The following is a 15,866-nucleotide window of genomic DNA, read 5'->3' on the forward strand; positions in this document are numbered from 1 at the left end:
GTTCATTTAGATGAATAAGCCTGATTTTTTTATCCTAAATTTATAATGAATGTAAATAATATTTTACTATAGAATTCATTATTCTATGAATGAAATTCAATATCTGACCAATGACTTTGTCACTAAAGACAGAATAAACTAGTAAGCAAACAACTATTCATATTCATTACCAATTTAAACACCATAAATAAAATTTAACTTAATTAAGTGTTAAAAGAATCTAAATAAAAATGAAATTCTTATTTTTGAGAAAGATTACTATATCATAATACATAAAGATGATTATTTAAAATTTCCCATGAAAAAAATAGCAGTAACAGCAGCCCTACTATTCACGCTCTTATCCCATTCACAGAATTATCCTAAAAATTTTGCATCCCCTTTAACAATCCCTATTTATTTATCTGCTAATTATGGAGAACTACGAAAAAACCATTTTCATTCCGGTTTGGATATGAAAACCCAACAGAGAACAGGATTATCTGTGTTGGCTTCTCAAGATGGTTATATTTCTAGAATTAATATTTCACCCTATGGATATGGTAAAGCAATTTATATAGATCATCCCAATGGATACACAACCGTGTATGGTCATTTAAGCGAATTGAAAGGAGCCATTGAAGAAAGAGCACGTAAAGAACAATATAAAAATAAAAGTTTTACAGTTGATTTTTATTTGAAACCGGGAGAACTTCTGGTTAAAAAAGGAGAAATTATCGCACTTTCAGGAAACACCGGAGGATCCGGGGGGCCTCATTTACATTTTGAAGTTAGAGATACCAAAACAGAAGAAATATTAAATCCGTTTTTATTCGGATACGATGTTAAAGATCAAATAAAACCTTTACTAAGAGGCACCTGGATTTATCCCGTAAAAGGACAGGTAAACGGTAGCAATTCTAAAATTATAGCGTCTGAAGGTGGAAGTTATAATGTATCAGGAGAAATTGGTTTCGGTGTAAAAGCATACGATCAACAAAGCGGATCTCAAAATTTAAACGGAGTTTATTTTATTAAAACTTGGGTTAACGGTCAGATTCTATCCATATTTCAAGCGGATAAGCATTCTTTTAGTGAAACCCGTTCTATTAATGCTTCCGTGGATTATCCCGAATTATTGGCTAACAACAGTTGGATATATCGTACTTATTTATTGCCGGGTAATTCTTTGCAGATGTATGAACAAAAGTTTAATCGAGGAATTTTAAAAGTAGAAGCAGGAAAAACGTATCAAGTTAAAATAGAAGTGGGAGACTATGCCGGTAATGTTACCGCACGAAGTTTCACCATGAATGGTATTGCTTATAAAAATACAAATGATGCGGAAAAAATAAAATCAGGAAATGAACTTTTAAACATAAATTTTAAAAATCCATATTCATTTAAACAGGACGGATTGTTTGTAAACTTTGAAAAAGGATCTTTTTATGAAGATTTCATTTTTAATTATAAAAAAATCGGAAGTAATCAATATCAAGTGCATCAATCATCAGTTCCTATTAACAAAAAATATGAAATCACCATAACACCCGATTGGAGCAATTTGGATAAATCTAAAGCAGATAAATATGTTATTATCAGAGAATCTAATTACGGTCCATTAAAAAAAGAATATTTAGACACCTCTTATGAAAACGGAATATATAAAGCAACTCCTAAAGATTTTGGAAAATTCTATCTGGCCTTAGATGAATCAATACCTACAATTAGCTGTCCGATGCTCACAAAATCAAAAAAAATAGGAAATAAATTATCATTTAAAATTAAAGACACAGGATCGGGAATTAAAACCTTTGATGTTTTTATCGATGGAAAATGGGTACTTGCTGAATATGAATATAAGCAAAACAGCCTTTTTATTTCTAACTTAGAAAAAGAAGGAATTCGATCAGGTAAGCATCAAGTTGAGGTAATAGTTACCGATAAAGTAAATAATAAAAAGATATATACGAGCGACTTTGAAAAATTATAAAATTCTAACATTTCTAGTCTTATGGACGATCTCCTATAGTGTATGGGGGCAGACCATAACTATTTCGGGTAAAATACAAGATAATCACGGTAAGCCAATATCCGAAGCTAAGATTTATGCAAATCCGGAACCATTTTCCATATCTTATAGAAATGGAAATTATGGATTACAAGTACCTTCCCACACTACTATAACTTTAACCGTTGAACATAAGGGGTATTTATCAGATACAAAAACTTTTATAACGTCTGATCAAGATATCAAGATGGATTTTAATCTTATGCTCGATAATGAAAAAGAAATTCCTGAAGTTGTGTTTAAAGGAACTCGAAAAAAAACGGCTGATATAACTATGCAGCAGATTGATGTACACAATCTTGATAATACACCTACTCTTTCCGGAGGAGTAGAAGAAATTTTAAATACGGTTTTTGTAAGTACGGCCAGTGAGTTAAGTTCACTTTATAGAGTTAGAGGTGGAAATTACGATGAAAATTTAGTCTATATAAATGGAGTAGAAATATATAAGCCCTTAACCGTGCGAAGCGGACAACAAGAAGGAATGAGTATCATAAATCCGGATATGGTTTCTTCCATTAATTTTTCTGCCGGAGGATTTGAGTCTCGATACGGAGATAAAATGTCGAGCGTGTTGGATATTCAATACAGGAAACCTCGAAAATTTGAATCTAGTCTGGAAGCAAGTTTATTAGGGGGCGGAGCAACTGTTGGGTATGCAGACAAAAAAAATAAATTTTCGGGAATTGTAGGTGTAAGATATAGAAATACGGATCTCATTTTAAATACTTTTGATGGAGATACGGATTTCAACCCGCAATATTTTGATGTACAAAGTTATCTTCAGTATACCTGGACTCCTCAATGGAAATTGTCATTTTTAGGAAATTATGCTTCCAATGATTATACAATGGAACCCAAAAATAGAGAAGTAGAATTTGGAACTTTACAACAGCCTATCAAGCTAAATGTTGCCTATAATGGGAATGAAAAAGATAAATATAGAACGGCTAACGGAACGGTCTCTTTAGAATTTAAACCTTCAAATAAACTAGCCTTTAATTTAGATGGATATGCTTTTCATTCTAAAGAACAGGAATATTTTGATATTTCAGCCGGATATAGGTTACAAGAAGCAGATCAGGATACAGGCGATTTCTTGCCTTCCTTCAATTCAGGAGGACAAATAAATCACGGGAGAAACAATTTGGATATGTTGGTATTAGGTACACAATTGAAGGCTAAATATAATTTAAACGTAAATTCAGCATTTGAAGCGGGTTTTCAATACCAACATGAAGATATAAGAAACCTTAAAAACGAATGGCAGCTCATTGATTCGGCAGGATATGCCATACCAAGACCTTTAGTACCGCCGGGAAATTTAGATGAATCCGATTTGATTTTAATAAATCATGTATCAGCTAATAATAAGTTAAAATCCAATCGAGTTAATGGATACTTGCAATATTCAACTAAATTCATGTGGAATACCACTCGTGTATTAATTAATGGAGGAGTTCGAGCAACCCATTGGGATTTCAATGGAGAAACCAATGTGAGTCCTCGAGCACAAATTGCTTTAAAGCCGGATTGGAAGATAGATATGCTTTTTCGTTTTGCTACGGGTTTCTACTATCAACCCCCTTTTTATAAAGAAGCTTTACGGTTAGACGGTACACTTAATGATAAAATTAAATCGCAACGTTCCATACATTTTATTTTAGGTAATGACTTTGAGTTTAAAATGCTCAACAAACATCCATTTAAATTAACAACGGAAATTTATTACAAGAAATTAAATGATTTAATTCCCTATTTTGTAGATAATGTAAGGATAATTTATACCGGAGAAAATAATTCCAAAGGGTATGCCTATGGAATAGATGCCCGATTGAATGGTGAATTTGTAGAGGGTGCCGAATCGTGGTTATCGATTTCTTACGGTAAAACCGAAGAGAATATTGACGGAAGAGGTTATATACCGCGTCCGACAGATCCGAGATTTAAAATTGGATTATTTTTTCAGGATTATATGAAGAAATATCCTCGATTTAAAGCCAATGTAAATTTAGTCTATGCATCCGGTCTTCCCAACGGAGCCCCTTTATATTCAGATCCGTATAACTATCAAACCACCTTATCGGATTATAAACGAGCCGATGTTGGCTTGACTTATGTTTTTGTGGATCAAAAAAAGAATAAAGCTCGTATCGGTACCGCTTGGGATAAGTTTAAGGAGTTGTCGTTGGGGTTAGAAATATTTAATGTTTTTGATGTCAGAAATACGGTCAGTAATGATTGGATCAGAGATGTCAATTCAACTTCTTATTATGCAGTACCTAATAAACTAACGGGAAGGTTTTTTAATGTAAAATTAAATGTAAAATTATAGACTAGAATCTCCTAATCAGGAAACCTATGATCTGTTGCTATTTTAGGTACTAAGTTAAACAAGTTATAATGTTGAATTATTATTATACGATTATTGATATAAAATATATATATTTGGAATTAAGTATTTAAATTTTAATCAGATGGAAAGTAAACATACATATAAAAAAATAAATTCAGATATAGAAATAGCTCGTTCCATAAAACTGAAACCTATATACGAAATAGCGGAAAACATAAATATTCCTGAAAAGGAAATAATACCCTTTGGAAAATATATAGCAAAAGTTCCCCTTGAGCTGGAATCCAAAGAGAAAATAAACAAATCCAATTTAATTTTAGTAACTTCCATAACGCCAACTAAAGCAGGAATAGGAAAAACAACAGTATCCATAGGTTTGGCTTTAGGGCTCAATAAAATTGGTAAAAAAGCAATAGTTGCTTTAAGAGAACCTTCTTTAGGACCTTGTTTTGGCATGAAAGGAGGAGCTGCAGGAGGAGGATATGCACAAGTGCTACCCATGGAAAATATCAATCTTCATTTTACAGGAGATTTTCATGCTATAACCTCAGCTCATAATATGATCACGGCATTATTGGATAATTATAATTATCAAAACAGAGGCACTACGGAGGTATTAAAAGAAGTGGTTTGGAAGAGAGTATTAGATGTTAATGATCGAAATCTACGCAATATAGTTTCCGGATTGGGAGGGAATGCTAACGGCGTGATTCAAGAATCGGGATTTGATATAACCCCTGCTTCAGAAATTATGGCTATACTGTGCTTGGCAACGGATATAGATGATTTACGAAGAAGGATTGAAAATATTTTACTGGGCTACAAAACAGATGGTAGCATTTTTACTGTAAAAGATTTGGGTGTTGCAGGAGCTATTACGGTTTTATTAAAGGATGCCCTTCTTCCTAACTTAGTACAAACCACTGAAAATACAGCCGCTTTTGTACATGGAGGTCCTTTTGCCAATATAGCTCATGGGTGCAATTCCGTACTGGCAACAAAAATGGCTATGAGTCATGGAGAATATGTAATTACAGAAGCGGGTTTTGGTGCTGATTTGGGTGCTGAAAAATTTTATGATATAAAGTGCAGAAAATCAGGGTTAGAACCTAAACTCACAGTTCTCGTGGCAACGGCTCAAGGATTGAAAATGCACGGAGGAGTTCCTATATCTCATATAAAGGAAGAAAATGTTGACGGAATCGCTCAAGGGCTTCAAAATTTGGAAAAGCATATCGATAATATTAAATCATACGGACAAACCGTATTAGTTGTTTTTAATAAATATTCAAATGATACAGAGAAAGAAATATCTTTAGTAAAAGAATTTTGTCAAAAAAGAGGGGTTGGCTTTGCGATAAATAATGCATTTACAGAGGGAGGAAAAGGAGCAGTAGACCTGGCAGAATTAGTAGTAGAAACGATAGAAAATAGTCCTTCCGAAAAATTGAAATTTGTATACAAAAATGAAGATTCAATTAAAGTAAAAATTGAAAAAGTAGCTAAAAAAATATACGGAGCTTCATCGGTAAGTTTTAGTAAACAAGCATCTCAAAAAATAAAAAAACTGGAAGATAGCGATATGAGTAAATTTCCCGTTTGCATCGCAAAAACTCAATTTTCATTTTCTGCAAATCCTACGGCTTACGGAGTTATTAAAGACTTTGATTTGGAGATTAGGGATTTGGTAATAAACCGAGGAGCGGAATTTATAGTAGTAATTGCAGGAGATATCATGCGTATGCCCGGTTTGCCAAAAAATCCTGCAGCCATGCATATAAATTTGGTTAATGGCTTAGTAGAAGGTTTAAGTTAAAAATACAATCATCCAATAAATTAAATAAAAATAAATTGGAATAAAGAGATGTATCGTAAAGTGCATACTACCAATATTTAGACATATAAAATAATTTTTATTTTTAATTATCATTAAAAGAATGATGAATATAAACCAACTGTTCTCAGAAAAAAGAACAGGTATACAATATATATCCACGGATAAACAGACAGATGCAAGAAGTGAGTATCAAAGAGATTTTGATCGGGTTATATTTTCAACCTCTTTCAGAAGATTGCAAAATAAAACACAAGTTTTTCCATTGCCGGGAAGTGTCTTTGTACATAATCGGTTGACGCATTCATTAGAAGTGGCTTCAGTGGGCAGATCTCTAGGAAGCGATATTGGAAACTTTATAGCAACAGCCTATGCTTCGGAGCTAACAGAACAAAATAAAGAATTATACAGGCATAGTCTTTACAACGTAATTTCAACAGCTTGTTTATGCCATGATATTGGTAATCCTGCATTTGGACATTCCGGAGAAGATGCAATTGCCAGTTATTTTCAACGAAATGCATCTCAATTAAAAGATAAATTTTCAGCATTAGAATGGAGCGATTTTTTAAATTTTGAGGGAAATGCTAATGCCATACGCATCTTGACACAAAAACAAAACGGTAAGTCCGAAGGAGGAGCTATGCTTACGTATTCAACTTTAGCGTCGATTGCTAAATATCCCTGTGAATCCATAGCAAAAGATAAAAATGTAATAGAAAGAAAAAAATTTGGTTTTTTTCAATCCGAGAAAAATACGTTTAAAGACATAGCTCACGAAACGTCTATGATTTTGGTACAAGAAAATCCCTTGTGCTATCATAGACATCCCTTTGTTTGGATTGTAGAGGCTGCCGATGATATTTGCTATAACATTATTGATTTGGAAGATGCCCAACGATTAGGATTTATAAATGCTCAAATATGTGAAGAACTTTTGCAACAAATTATTGAAGAAATACACGGTAATAATAAATGGAGCAGAGTGAAGAAAAAATTGGATAGTATTGAAGATAAAAACGATCGAATTTCTTTTCTCCGCGCAGTATCAATCGGTGCATTAATTTCCAGATCAGTGGAATTGTATAAAAAATACTTTGAAGAAATTATTAAAGGTACTTTGCAAACTTCCATATATGACCTAATTCAGCAGGAATGCAAAGCAATTCAAACAATCAAAGAATTTTCCAAAACCCATATATATAATCATCGATCGGTAGTTGAAATTGAAAATGCAGGATATAATGTGATGTATGAATTACTGGATCATTTTATACCGTCAATTTTAAAATCAGAAAAAGAACGTTTAGGATATGAAAAAAGAGCGGTACAACTCATCCCTAAACAGTTTCTATATGAAAACAGAGGAGATTATGAAAAAGTTTTGGGTATTATTGATTTTGTATCGGGAATGACCGATAATTACGCTACAGATTTATACAGAAAAATTAAGGGAATTGATATAGGCATGACTTTGTAACTCGATATTTAAGCAAAATTTAGGTTTAATTCAAAGTGAAGTTTATCGAAGAGTAAATATAGAAGAAGAAAAAAGCCTTATTTTTGTATACGTATTATATACAGTACAAAGGATACTATGCAGATATCAGAAGATACGTTAAAAGAATTAGAATTTCAGAAGATTATTGATGAAATAATACCCTTTTGTTATTCAGAAAAGTCAAAGGATTTAGTTGCTAAGCTCAAACCTCTTAAAAAAGAAAGAATTAAAGAAAGTCTTCACTGTGTCAATGAATATTTAGGAAGCTTTTCTAATGAAAATTATATTCCGTTCAGGGAATATGATGATATTGAAACTGAATTAAAAATGCTTCTTATAGAAAATTTTACGTTAGAAGCAAAATCCTTTCATAAAATTAGAAATTTATCTCAATTAGTGAATTCACTAATTGTTCATTTTGAAAAATTTAAAAATTATTTTCCTATTCTACATAAAAATCTCTCACATATTGAATATACCAAAGAGATTATTTTAATGGTAAATAAAATATTTAATCGTTTTGGTGAAGTTAAGAATGATGCAACCGTTACCCTGCAAAATATAAGAGAGCATATCCAGATAGTCAGGAAAACTATACAGGAAAATTTTGATAAGACAGTCACTCATTTTTCTCAAACAGGAGTTTTAGATGAAATCAGGGAAAGTGTTATTGATGACCAACGAGTGTTGGCTGTAAAATCTTCTTTTAAAAAATCAGTCAAAGGCAGAGTATTAAGTTTTTCTAAAACCGGTTCGATCTGTTTTATCCTACCGGAATCTGTGATTCAACCCAATATACGATTATTGGAATTAATCAATCAGGAAAAAAAGGAAATAGAAAAAATTCTTTTTAACCTGACTCAACAAATGGTTGAATTTTATCCGTTATTAGAAAAATATCAACACTATATATATAAATTAGATGTAATACAGGCAAAAGCTCGATATGCGGAAGCATTAGATGCAGTATTGCCTGAAATTACTGATCAAGCGGAAGTTCATCTGATCAATGCTTATCATCCAATTCTTTTTCTTACAAATAAAAAAGAGAAAAAAACAACGATTCCACAGACACTTACCCTGGACAAAAACATTCGGATCATATGTATTTCAGGTCCAAATGCCGGAGGTAAAAGTATTACTCTGAAAACAGTTGGATTGTTGCAGCTTATGATACAAAGTGGTATTTTAATTCCGGTGCATCCCAAATCTAAAGTAGGATTTTTTAATAAAATACTTACCGATATAGGAGATAATCAATCGATTGAAAATCAGTTAAGTACTTATAGTTCTCGATTAAGGAAAATGCAACAAATCATTAAACAAGCCGATGCACATACCTTATTATTGATTGATGAATTTGGAACCGGATCTGATCCTGAATTAGGGGGAGCATTGGCAGAAGCATTTTTGGAATATTTTTATCATAAAAAATCATTCGGTATTATTACGACTCATTATACCAATATCAAATTGAAGATAGAAGAATTAAATCATACCAAAAATGCGTCTATGTTATTCAACGAGAAAACTTTGCAACCTATATATAAGTTGGAAGTAGGACAGGTGGGAAGTTCATTTACGTTTGAAGTGGCAGAAAAAAATAAAATACCTAAAGAAATTATTCAAGTTGCCAAGCAAAAAATTGAAAAAGATAAGGTTAATTTAGATAAAACTATAGTACGTTTACAGCAGGAAAAATATCAAGTTGAAAAATTAAAAGGCGATTTAAATAAGAAAATTGATCATTCAGAAGAGAAGAAAAGACAATTGACCGATACGATCAATAATTATAAGCAAAAACTGATAAATTTTCAGAAGCTGTATGACGAAGAATCTAAGTTAAATCAACTGGGTCAAAAATTTGAAAAATATATAGACGCATATTCAAGTGGTAAGAAAAAAAGAGATATTATAAAAGACTTTACTAAAATACTGGAACAAGAAAAATATAAAAAAACACAAGTTACTGAAGTTGAAAAAATTCAAACTAAGAAGCAACGAAACAAAGTTAAGACCGAGTTAAAAAAAGAAGAAATAAAAAAGCAATTAGAAGAAACAAAGGCTGAAGAAGTACGAACAACTGCAGATAGAGCAAAAAAATGGATGAAAGAAGGGAAAAGAGTTCGAATTAAAGGCAGCTCCAGTGTTGCTACTATAGATAAAATTGAAGGAGAAACCGCATTTCTAAATTACGGACTGTTTACAACTAAAATTTCGGTTTATGAAATTGAAAAAGTATAATATTAATTTTTATAAAAATTAATGTAAGTAACCTAGAAATATCTATCCGAAATTTTAAATAAATTTTCTTTTATTTTCAGGAGTAGGAACCATGCAGCTATCTTTTTTTCCGAATAAATGATATCGATATTTGGATATTAAAGAATAAATCCAATCTCTTATAAAAGAAGGGATCAATAGAAAAACAGATAAGAGATTATAGGGGAAACCAAGGTTCTGTGCTATTTTTAAAGCAGCTGTACTTTTAGTATAGTACGCTACCTCGGGTTCATATAAAATTATTGATTTAAAATCGGAAGAATCAAGATTTCTTTCCTTTAAAAAATTTTGTCCATATTCGGATTGTAGAGAGGAAAATTTAAATTGATTATGTTTATCTCTTTTAATAATAAATTGAACCGTAGAATTGCAAAGATTACAAACGCCGTCAAATAAAACAATGTATGTTTTCATAAACGATGAGTATGGTTTTGCAAAATTAAAACTTCGTATTCCGGCATTAACTTTATAATAAATTTTTTACAATAAGATTGAAGTTGAGGGAAAAAATCAAGAAAATGCCTTTCAATTTTTTTTTCTTGTAAATATATCTCCTTAATTGAATTACCCATATCAGCAATGCTTTGATTAAATTTGGATTTTTTGGTTAGATGATGCAGCGTCCATTCAATACCTTCATAAGTACTGTATTTTTCAAACCAATCATCTTCAATTAAAGATTTTAAAATGGTATCTAATTTTTTCGGAAACAAAAGTTCCGTACTTTGAACTAAATCATAACATGAATTTTTGAAATGCTCAAAATCCTCTTCATAAAAAAGATGCCAATTTTTTATTAAGAAATAATCATAGATAACATCGGTGATTATAGGGGCAAATTTTCCATACGATTTATGGAAAATACTAGTTGTTTCTTTAACAATAGGATGAGAATCCGTAAATGAATCGATATGCCGATGTAAAAGAATGCCGGTAGCTATAGACTGAGGATAATTTTGATAATCTTTACCCCGAACAACTTCACCCAACACATTACCTAATTGTATATCAGGAATTTGATACGATAGCAATTGATGGGCTACAATGTTCATTGAATATTATCAATTATTCTTTATGGTTTTTATTAATAAATAGGTTTTAAATAATGCCGGGATTTTTATATTTAATTGAGTTATCCCTAAGTAAAATTGAGTATTTTTCCTGCATTTCTTGTTTAATGGAAGGATTCAATTTTAGTGCCATTTTTAAAAATTTTTCACTCTTTTCATAATTCTTCAATAAGAAATAGCAGTTGCTTAGTTGATAGTAGAGTTCTGCTCTATGAAAATTCTTAAAACTTTTATGCAATAGTAATGCGGCCTTACTATAATCCCCCAAACTGATGAGTAATTCGGAAAAAGCCAACCAATTATAAAAATGATTGGGTTCAAGCTCAATAATTATTTCAAACGAATCAGAAGCTTCTTCATATTTTCCAAGCTGAATGTTGAGGTAAGCATATTTTTTCCAATAATTAACCTCTTTAGATTCTATATCCAGAGCTTTTTTTATGTAGTGAAGAGCTTCTTCATTATTACCTAAAGAATCATAGATGTCAGAGATTTCATACCAAGCTTTATCAAATTGAGGATCTTCTTTTACTGCTTTTTGAAAAGAGGTAAGCGCTTGTATGGGTTTACGAAGCTTATTATAAGCCTGTCCAATCTTAAAAAGAGTAAAAGCAGCCGTATCGTCAAAATCTAAAGACTCGTTATAAACACTTATCGCTTTTTCCCATTGGTTTAATTTTTCATAGCAAAAGGCTTTTTGTGTATATCCGGCAATGCTCTTAGGGTTAATTATAACTGTATAATCAAAAGCAAATAAAGCTTTTTCATACCAATTCAGATTTAAGTATTGTAATCCCAATTGAAACCAGGCTTCATCGGAATAAGGATTAACATCAATGAATTGATTTAAAAAAATTATACATTCTTTATGCTGATTTAAAATTTCGTAACAATGTATGCAAGAAAATAAGGAATACTCATCGTTTTTGTTATATTCTAATGCTTTTTTGTATGAATTTAGAGCATACGTGGGCTCCTTAATTTCAAGATATTCATTGCCTAAGCAATTATAAATATAATCTTCATCTTCTTCATTTTTTAATGCCGCCTTGTAGAAATCAATAGATTTATAAGGAAGTTTACGCAAAGACCAATATTTTGCAGTAGCAATTAAGTAATCAGTATCAGCAAAACATAGTTCCTTAAGTTCATCGATTAAATCGGAAGCATTATGTAAATCTTCGGTTCCAACAAAATATTCGAGCTGTTTAACTTTGATATCAATATTGTTAGGGTAAAGAGAAAAAGCAATGTCAAGAGCTTTTATAGCATATTCAAAATCATAAATATCCAAGTAGAAAGAAATAATTTCGCAAAACTCATCCGCTTCAAAATAAACGGATTTATTTTCTTCTAACATTTCTTCAAACATATTTACCAGCTCATTGTCAAAAAAATCTTCCACTTAGTTTTTACTTTATTTTTAAATTTATGTAAATATAATTAAAAAAAAAGTAATTTAACTATTAAAAAAAAAATATTATTCACAAGTATTAAACAAAATTTAAACAATTTAATATAAAAATTCGATTTCTTTGATTCTAAATCTCATAATTCCCTTATTTTCAATTCTAACCTCTAAAAGTCCATCTTCTTCAACTTTTTGAATAATTCCGTTTTTAATGGAGTCGCCTATTTTAAAAGCCAGTACTTTTCCTCTACCAAACAGATATTCATTATAATTGGAAAGAAGATACAAGGGATCATCAAGTAAATGGAAATTATTTTCAAAATCTTTCATTAAACCATGTACTATTTCCGTTAAGTTATAATTTTGAGAAGAAAAAGAAAGTAAAGAAGAAGCATGAGGAATTCCCGAGAATTCTTTTTGAAGAACATTGATGCCAATTCCTACAATAAACGTATTTCCTGATTTTTCAATTAAAATTCCACAGACCTTTTTTTTATTAATTAAAATATCATTAGGCCATTTAATTAAAACATCAGTTTTTGTGATTTTTTTTATGAATAAACATACTCGAATAGCCACCCAAAAACTAAGATAATTGTTAGGAAGGGAAGGGGTGGTAAGACAAAATGTCATAGCAATATTTTTACTGGGTTCGGACATCCATTGATGGCCATTAACGCCTCTTCCTTTCGTTTGATTAAAAGAAAATACACCGTGGAAATTTGTTGAATATTGCTTTATATTTTCTCTGACAAAATCGTTAGTAGAACCAATTCTATCAAAATATTCTAATGGCATAAGATTTGACAAATATAATTAAATGATAAAATTATTAAATTATAATTAATATAAGTGATAAATTGATTATTTTTGCATAAATTCATTACATTTTATAAAAGACACATTATACTAGAAATAGATTAGATGACTGATACACAGATCGAAAAAAAAGAATTATTAGAAAATATTATAAAAGGGATAGAAGAAGTTAAAGGATACGATATAACTATTTTGAACTTTACCAAATTAGAAAATACAATTACAGATTATTTTGTCATATGCACGGGGGGAACTAATACTCAAGTTTCCGCAATTTCCAATTCTGTGGAAAGATTCGTAAGAAAAAATACTAAAGACAAACCTTGGCATATTGAAGGAGTTGATAATCAACAATGGGTTTTAATGGATTACGTATCTATAGTTGTTCATATTTTTCAGCCCGAATACAGAGAATATTATGATTTAGAAAATTTATGGGGTGATGTGGAAATAACCAGAATTCCTAATCCGGACAAATAAGATCTTATAAACTTATAAATATACATAATCCGATAATTATAAAAAATCAGACTTAATTTTGGAAACAAATAATAAAAATAATAAAAAGAAAAAAGATAACAAACCATTTTCGTTTAATTGGTTTTATGGTATACTTATCATATTTGCTATACTACTAGTATCTCAAGAATTTTTAAATTCCGGAAAAGACGTAAAAATAGATTCTACTAAATTTTTCAGCTACTTGGAAAAAGGTTACGTTAAAAATGTAGTATTTGTTAACGGCTCTTCTGAGGTAAAAGTATATTTGACACAGGAAGCAATGAAGAATCCTGAAGTTTATAACATGGACAATCAAGGATTCAGTCCATTTAAACAACTTTCTGATTCTCCACAATTCTCATTCATAGCAGGAGATAAACAACTTTTTGAAAAAAGATTCAACGAAGACAAAGCAAATTATAATTTAAATACCAACTTAGAATTTGAAAACCCTAGTCAATGGGGAGATGTATTTATTCAATTATTATTACCAATTCTTTTCTTTGCACTAATATGGTTTTTCTTATTTCGTAAGATGGCCGGAGGAAGTGCCGGAGGAGGAGGGCAAATCTTTAATATCGGTCGCTCCAAAGCAAAACTTTTTGATGAAAACGATAATGTTCGAGTTACATTTAAAGATGTAGCAGGATTGGAAGGAGCAAAAGAGGAAGTAGAAGAAATAGTGGATTTTTTAAAAAATCCTCAAAAATATACCAAATTAGGAGGTAAAATACCTAAAGGTGCTTTATTAGTAGGGCCTCCGGGAACCGGTAAAACCTTATTAGCTAAAGCGGTAGCCGGAGAAGCTAAAGTTCCCTTTTTCTCTTTATCAGGCTCAGACTTCGTAGAAATGTTTGTGGGGGTTGGAGCTTCCAGGGTAAGAGATTTGTTCAGACAAGCTAAGGAAAAATCACCATCAATAATATTTATAGATGAAATTGATGCTATCGGTAGAGCCAGAGGTAAAAACAATATTACCGGATCTAACGATGAAAGAGAAAACACGTTAAATCAATTATTAACGGAAATGGATGGTTTTGGAACAAATACCAGTGTTATCGTATTAGCAGCAACCAACCGAGCAGATATCTTAGACAAGGCATTAATGCGTCCGGGCCGTTTTGACAGATCCATTTATGTTGATTTACCGGATTTAAATGAAAGAAAAGAGATTTTTCAAGTTCATTTGAAACCTTTAAAATTAGATGAGGATCTAGATGTCGATTTCTTGGCTAAACAAACTCCCGGATTTAGTGGAGCAGATATTGCCAATGTTTGTAACGAAGCGGCTTTAATAGCAGCACGTAAAGGAAAAGAAAGTGTAGGAAAGCAGGATTTCTTAGATTCTGTGGATAGAATTATCGGAGGTTTAGAAAAAAAGAATAAAGTAATTAAGCCTCATGAGAAAAAGAGAGTTGCTTTTCACGAAGCTGGACATGCTACCATCAGCTGGATGGTTGAACATGCAGCTCCTTTATTAAAAGTAACTATTGTTCCAAGAGGACGCTCATTAGGAGCAGCTTGGTATCTTCCTGAAGAAAGGCAGTTAACAACCACGGAACAAATGTTAGATGAAATATGTGCTACTTTAGGGGGAAGAGCTGCAGAAGAGGTGATATTTAATAATATATCGACCGGAGCTTTGTCCGATTTAGAACGCGTAACAAAGCAAGCCAATGCGATGGTAACCATTTACGGATTAAGCGATCAAATAGGGAATATTTCTTATTATGATAGCTCAGGTAACGAATATGGTTTTACAAAGCCTTACTCAGAAGTTACTGCTGAAACTATTGACAAAGAAATATCAAAGATCATTGAATCGCAATATAAAAGAGCTGTTCAGATCTTATCAGATAACAAAGATAAATTAACTAGATTAGCTAATAAATTATTAGAAAAAGAAGTAATATTTAAAGAAGATTTAGAAGAAATTTTCGGTAAAAGAAAATTTGATGAAGAAACTTTTTCAGAAGAAATAGAAGAGGAAAGCCTTAAAGAAAATGATCAAAATAGTGAATCAAAATCCGAATAATGGCAA

Annotated in this window: 11 protein-coding genes; 7 read left to right on the forward strand and 4 right to left on the reverse strand. The window is 31.3% G+C overall.

Annotated features, from left to right (window positions below; translation table 11 throughout):
• The first annotated feature begins 298 nt into the window (after positions 1–298).
• From GFV00_RS09150 to GFV00_RS09170, 5 genes are all read left to right on the forward strand, one after another.
• A complete protein-coding gene (locus tag GFV00_RS09150; RefSeq protein WP_160557832.1) occupies positions 299–1,972 on the forward strand; it encodes a M23 family metallopeptidase in 1,674 nt (557 codons plus the stop codon).
• Positions 1,959–4,385 (forward strand): TonB-dependent receptor, encoded by a 2,427-nt coding sequence (locus tag GFV00_RS09155; RefSeq protein ID WP_255448851.1) that lies wholly within the window; start codon positions 1,959–1,961, stop codon positions 4,383–4,385. Before GFV00_RS09150 ends, GFV00_RS09155 begins: the two co-directional genes overlap by 14 nt.
• A 142-nt stretch (positions 4,386–4,527) precedes the next feature.
• On the forward strand, positions 4,528–6,222 hold the full coding sequence (locus GFV00_RS09160; protein ID WP_185150015.1) for a formate--tetrahydrofolate ligase: 1,695 nt from the start codon (positions 4,528–4,530) through the stop codon (positions 6,220–6,222).
• A gap of 124 nt (positions 6,223–6,346) precedes the next feature.
• Positions 6,347–7,720, forward strand: coding sequence for a dGTP triphosphohydrolase (dgt, locus tag GFV00_RS09165; protein ID WP_160557900.1), 1,374 nt, complete (start codon positions 6,347–6,349; stop codon positions 7,718–7,720).
• Positions 7,721–7,837: 117 nt separating this feature from the next.
• The gene (locus GFV00_RS09170) at positions 7,838–9,985 is read left to right on the forward strand and encodes a DNA mismatch repair protein MutS (protein WP_160557833.1); all 2,148 of its coding nucleotides are present in this window, start codon (positions 7,838–7,840) and stop codon (positions 9,983–9,985) included.
• A gap of 54 nt (positions 9,986–10,039) precedes the next feature.
• Here GFV00_RS09170 and GFV00_RS09175 read toward each other — a convergent pair whose 3' ends face one another.
• The 4 genes from GFV00_RS09175 to GFV00_RS09190 all read right to left on the reverse strand — a co-directional run bounded on the left by GFV00_RS09175 (position 10,040) and on the right by GFV00_RS09190 (position 13,303).
• Entirely contained in the window at positions 10,040–10,438 is a 399-nt protein-coding gene (locus GFV00_RS09175; RefSeq protein WP_160557834.1) for a thiol-disulfide oxidoreductase DCC family protein, read from the reverse strand.
• The gene (locus GFV00_RS09180; RefSeq protein ID WP_160543016.1) at positions 10,435–11,076 is read right to left on the reverse strand and encodes an ACP phosphodiesterase; all 642 of its coding nucleotides are present in this window, start codon (positions 11,074–11,076) and stop codon (positions 10,435–10,437) included. The genes GFV00_RS09175 and GFV00_RS09180 overlap by 4 nt, the downstream gene beginning before the upstream one ends.
• A gap of 46 nt (positions 11,077–11,122) precedes the next feature.
• Positions 11,123–12,499 (reverse strand): tetratricopeptide repeat protein, encoded by a 1,377-nt coding sequence (locus tag GFV00_RS09185; protein WP_160557835.1) that lies wholly within the window; start codon positions 12,497–12,499, stop codon positions 11,123–11,125.
• A gap of 108 nt (positions 12,500–12,607) precedes the next feature.
• Entirely contained in the window at positions 12,608–13,303 is a 696-nt protein-coding gene (locus tag GFV00_RS09190) for a biotin--[acetyl-CoA-carboxylase] ligase (RefSeq protein ID WP_160557836.1), read from the reverse strand.
• Positions 13,304–13,429: 126 nt separating this feature from the next.
• On the opposite strand from GFV00_RS09190, the gene rsfS reads away from it, so the two are divergent.
• Together rsfS and ftsH are read left to right on the forward strand one after the other, a co-directional pair.
• The gene (gene rsfS, locus GFV00_RS09195) at positions 13,430–13,804 is read left to right on the forward strand and encodes a ribosome silencing factor (RefSeq protein ID WP_105296916.1); all 375 of its coding nucleotides are present in this window, start codon (positions 13,430–13,432) and stop codon (positions 13,802–13,804) included.
• A 58-nt stretch (positions 13,805–13,862) separates the two neighbouring features.
• Entirely contained in the window at positions 13,863–15,860 is a 1,998-nt protein-coding gene (ftsH, locus tag GFV00_RS09200; RefSeq protein WP_185150016.1) for an ATP-dependent zinc metalloprotease FtsH, read from the forward strand.
• The last annotated feature ends 6 nt before the right edge of the window (positions 15,861–15,866 follow it).

This window comes from Apibacter sp. B3935, from assembly GCF_009827705.1.
In the GTDB taxonomy this organism is placed as follows: Bacteria; Bacteroidota; Bacteroidia; order Flavobacteriales; family Weeksellaceae; genus Apibacter.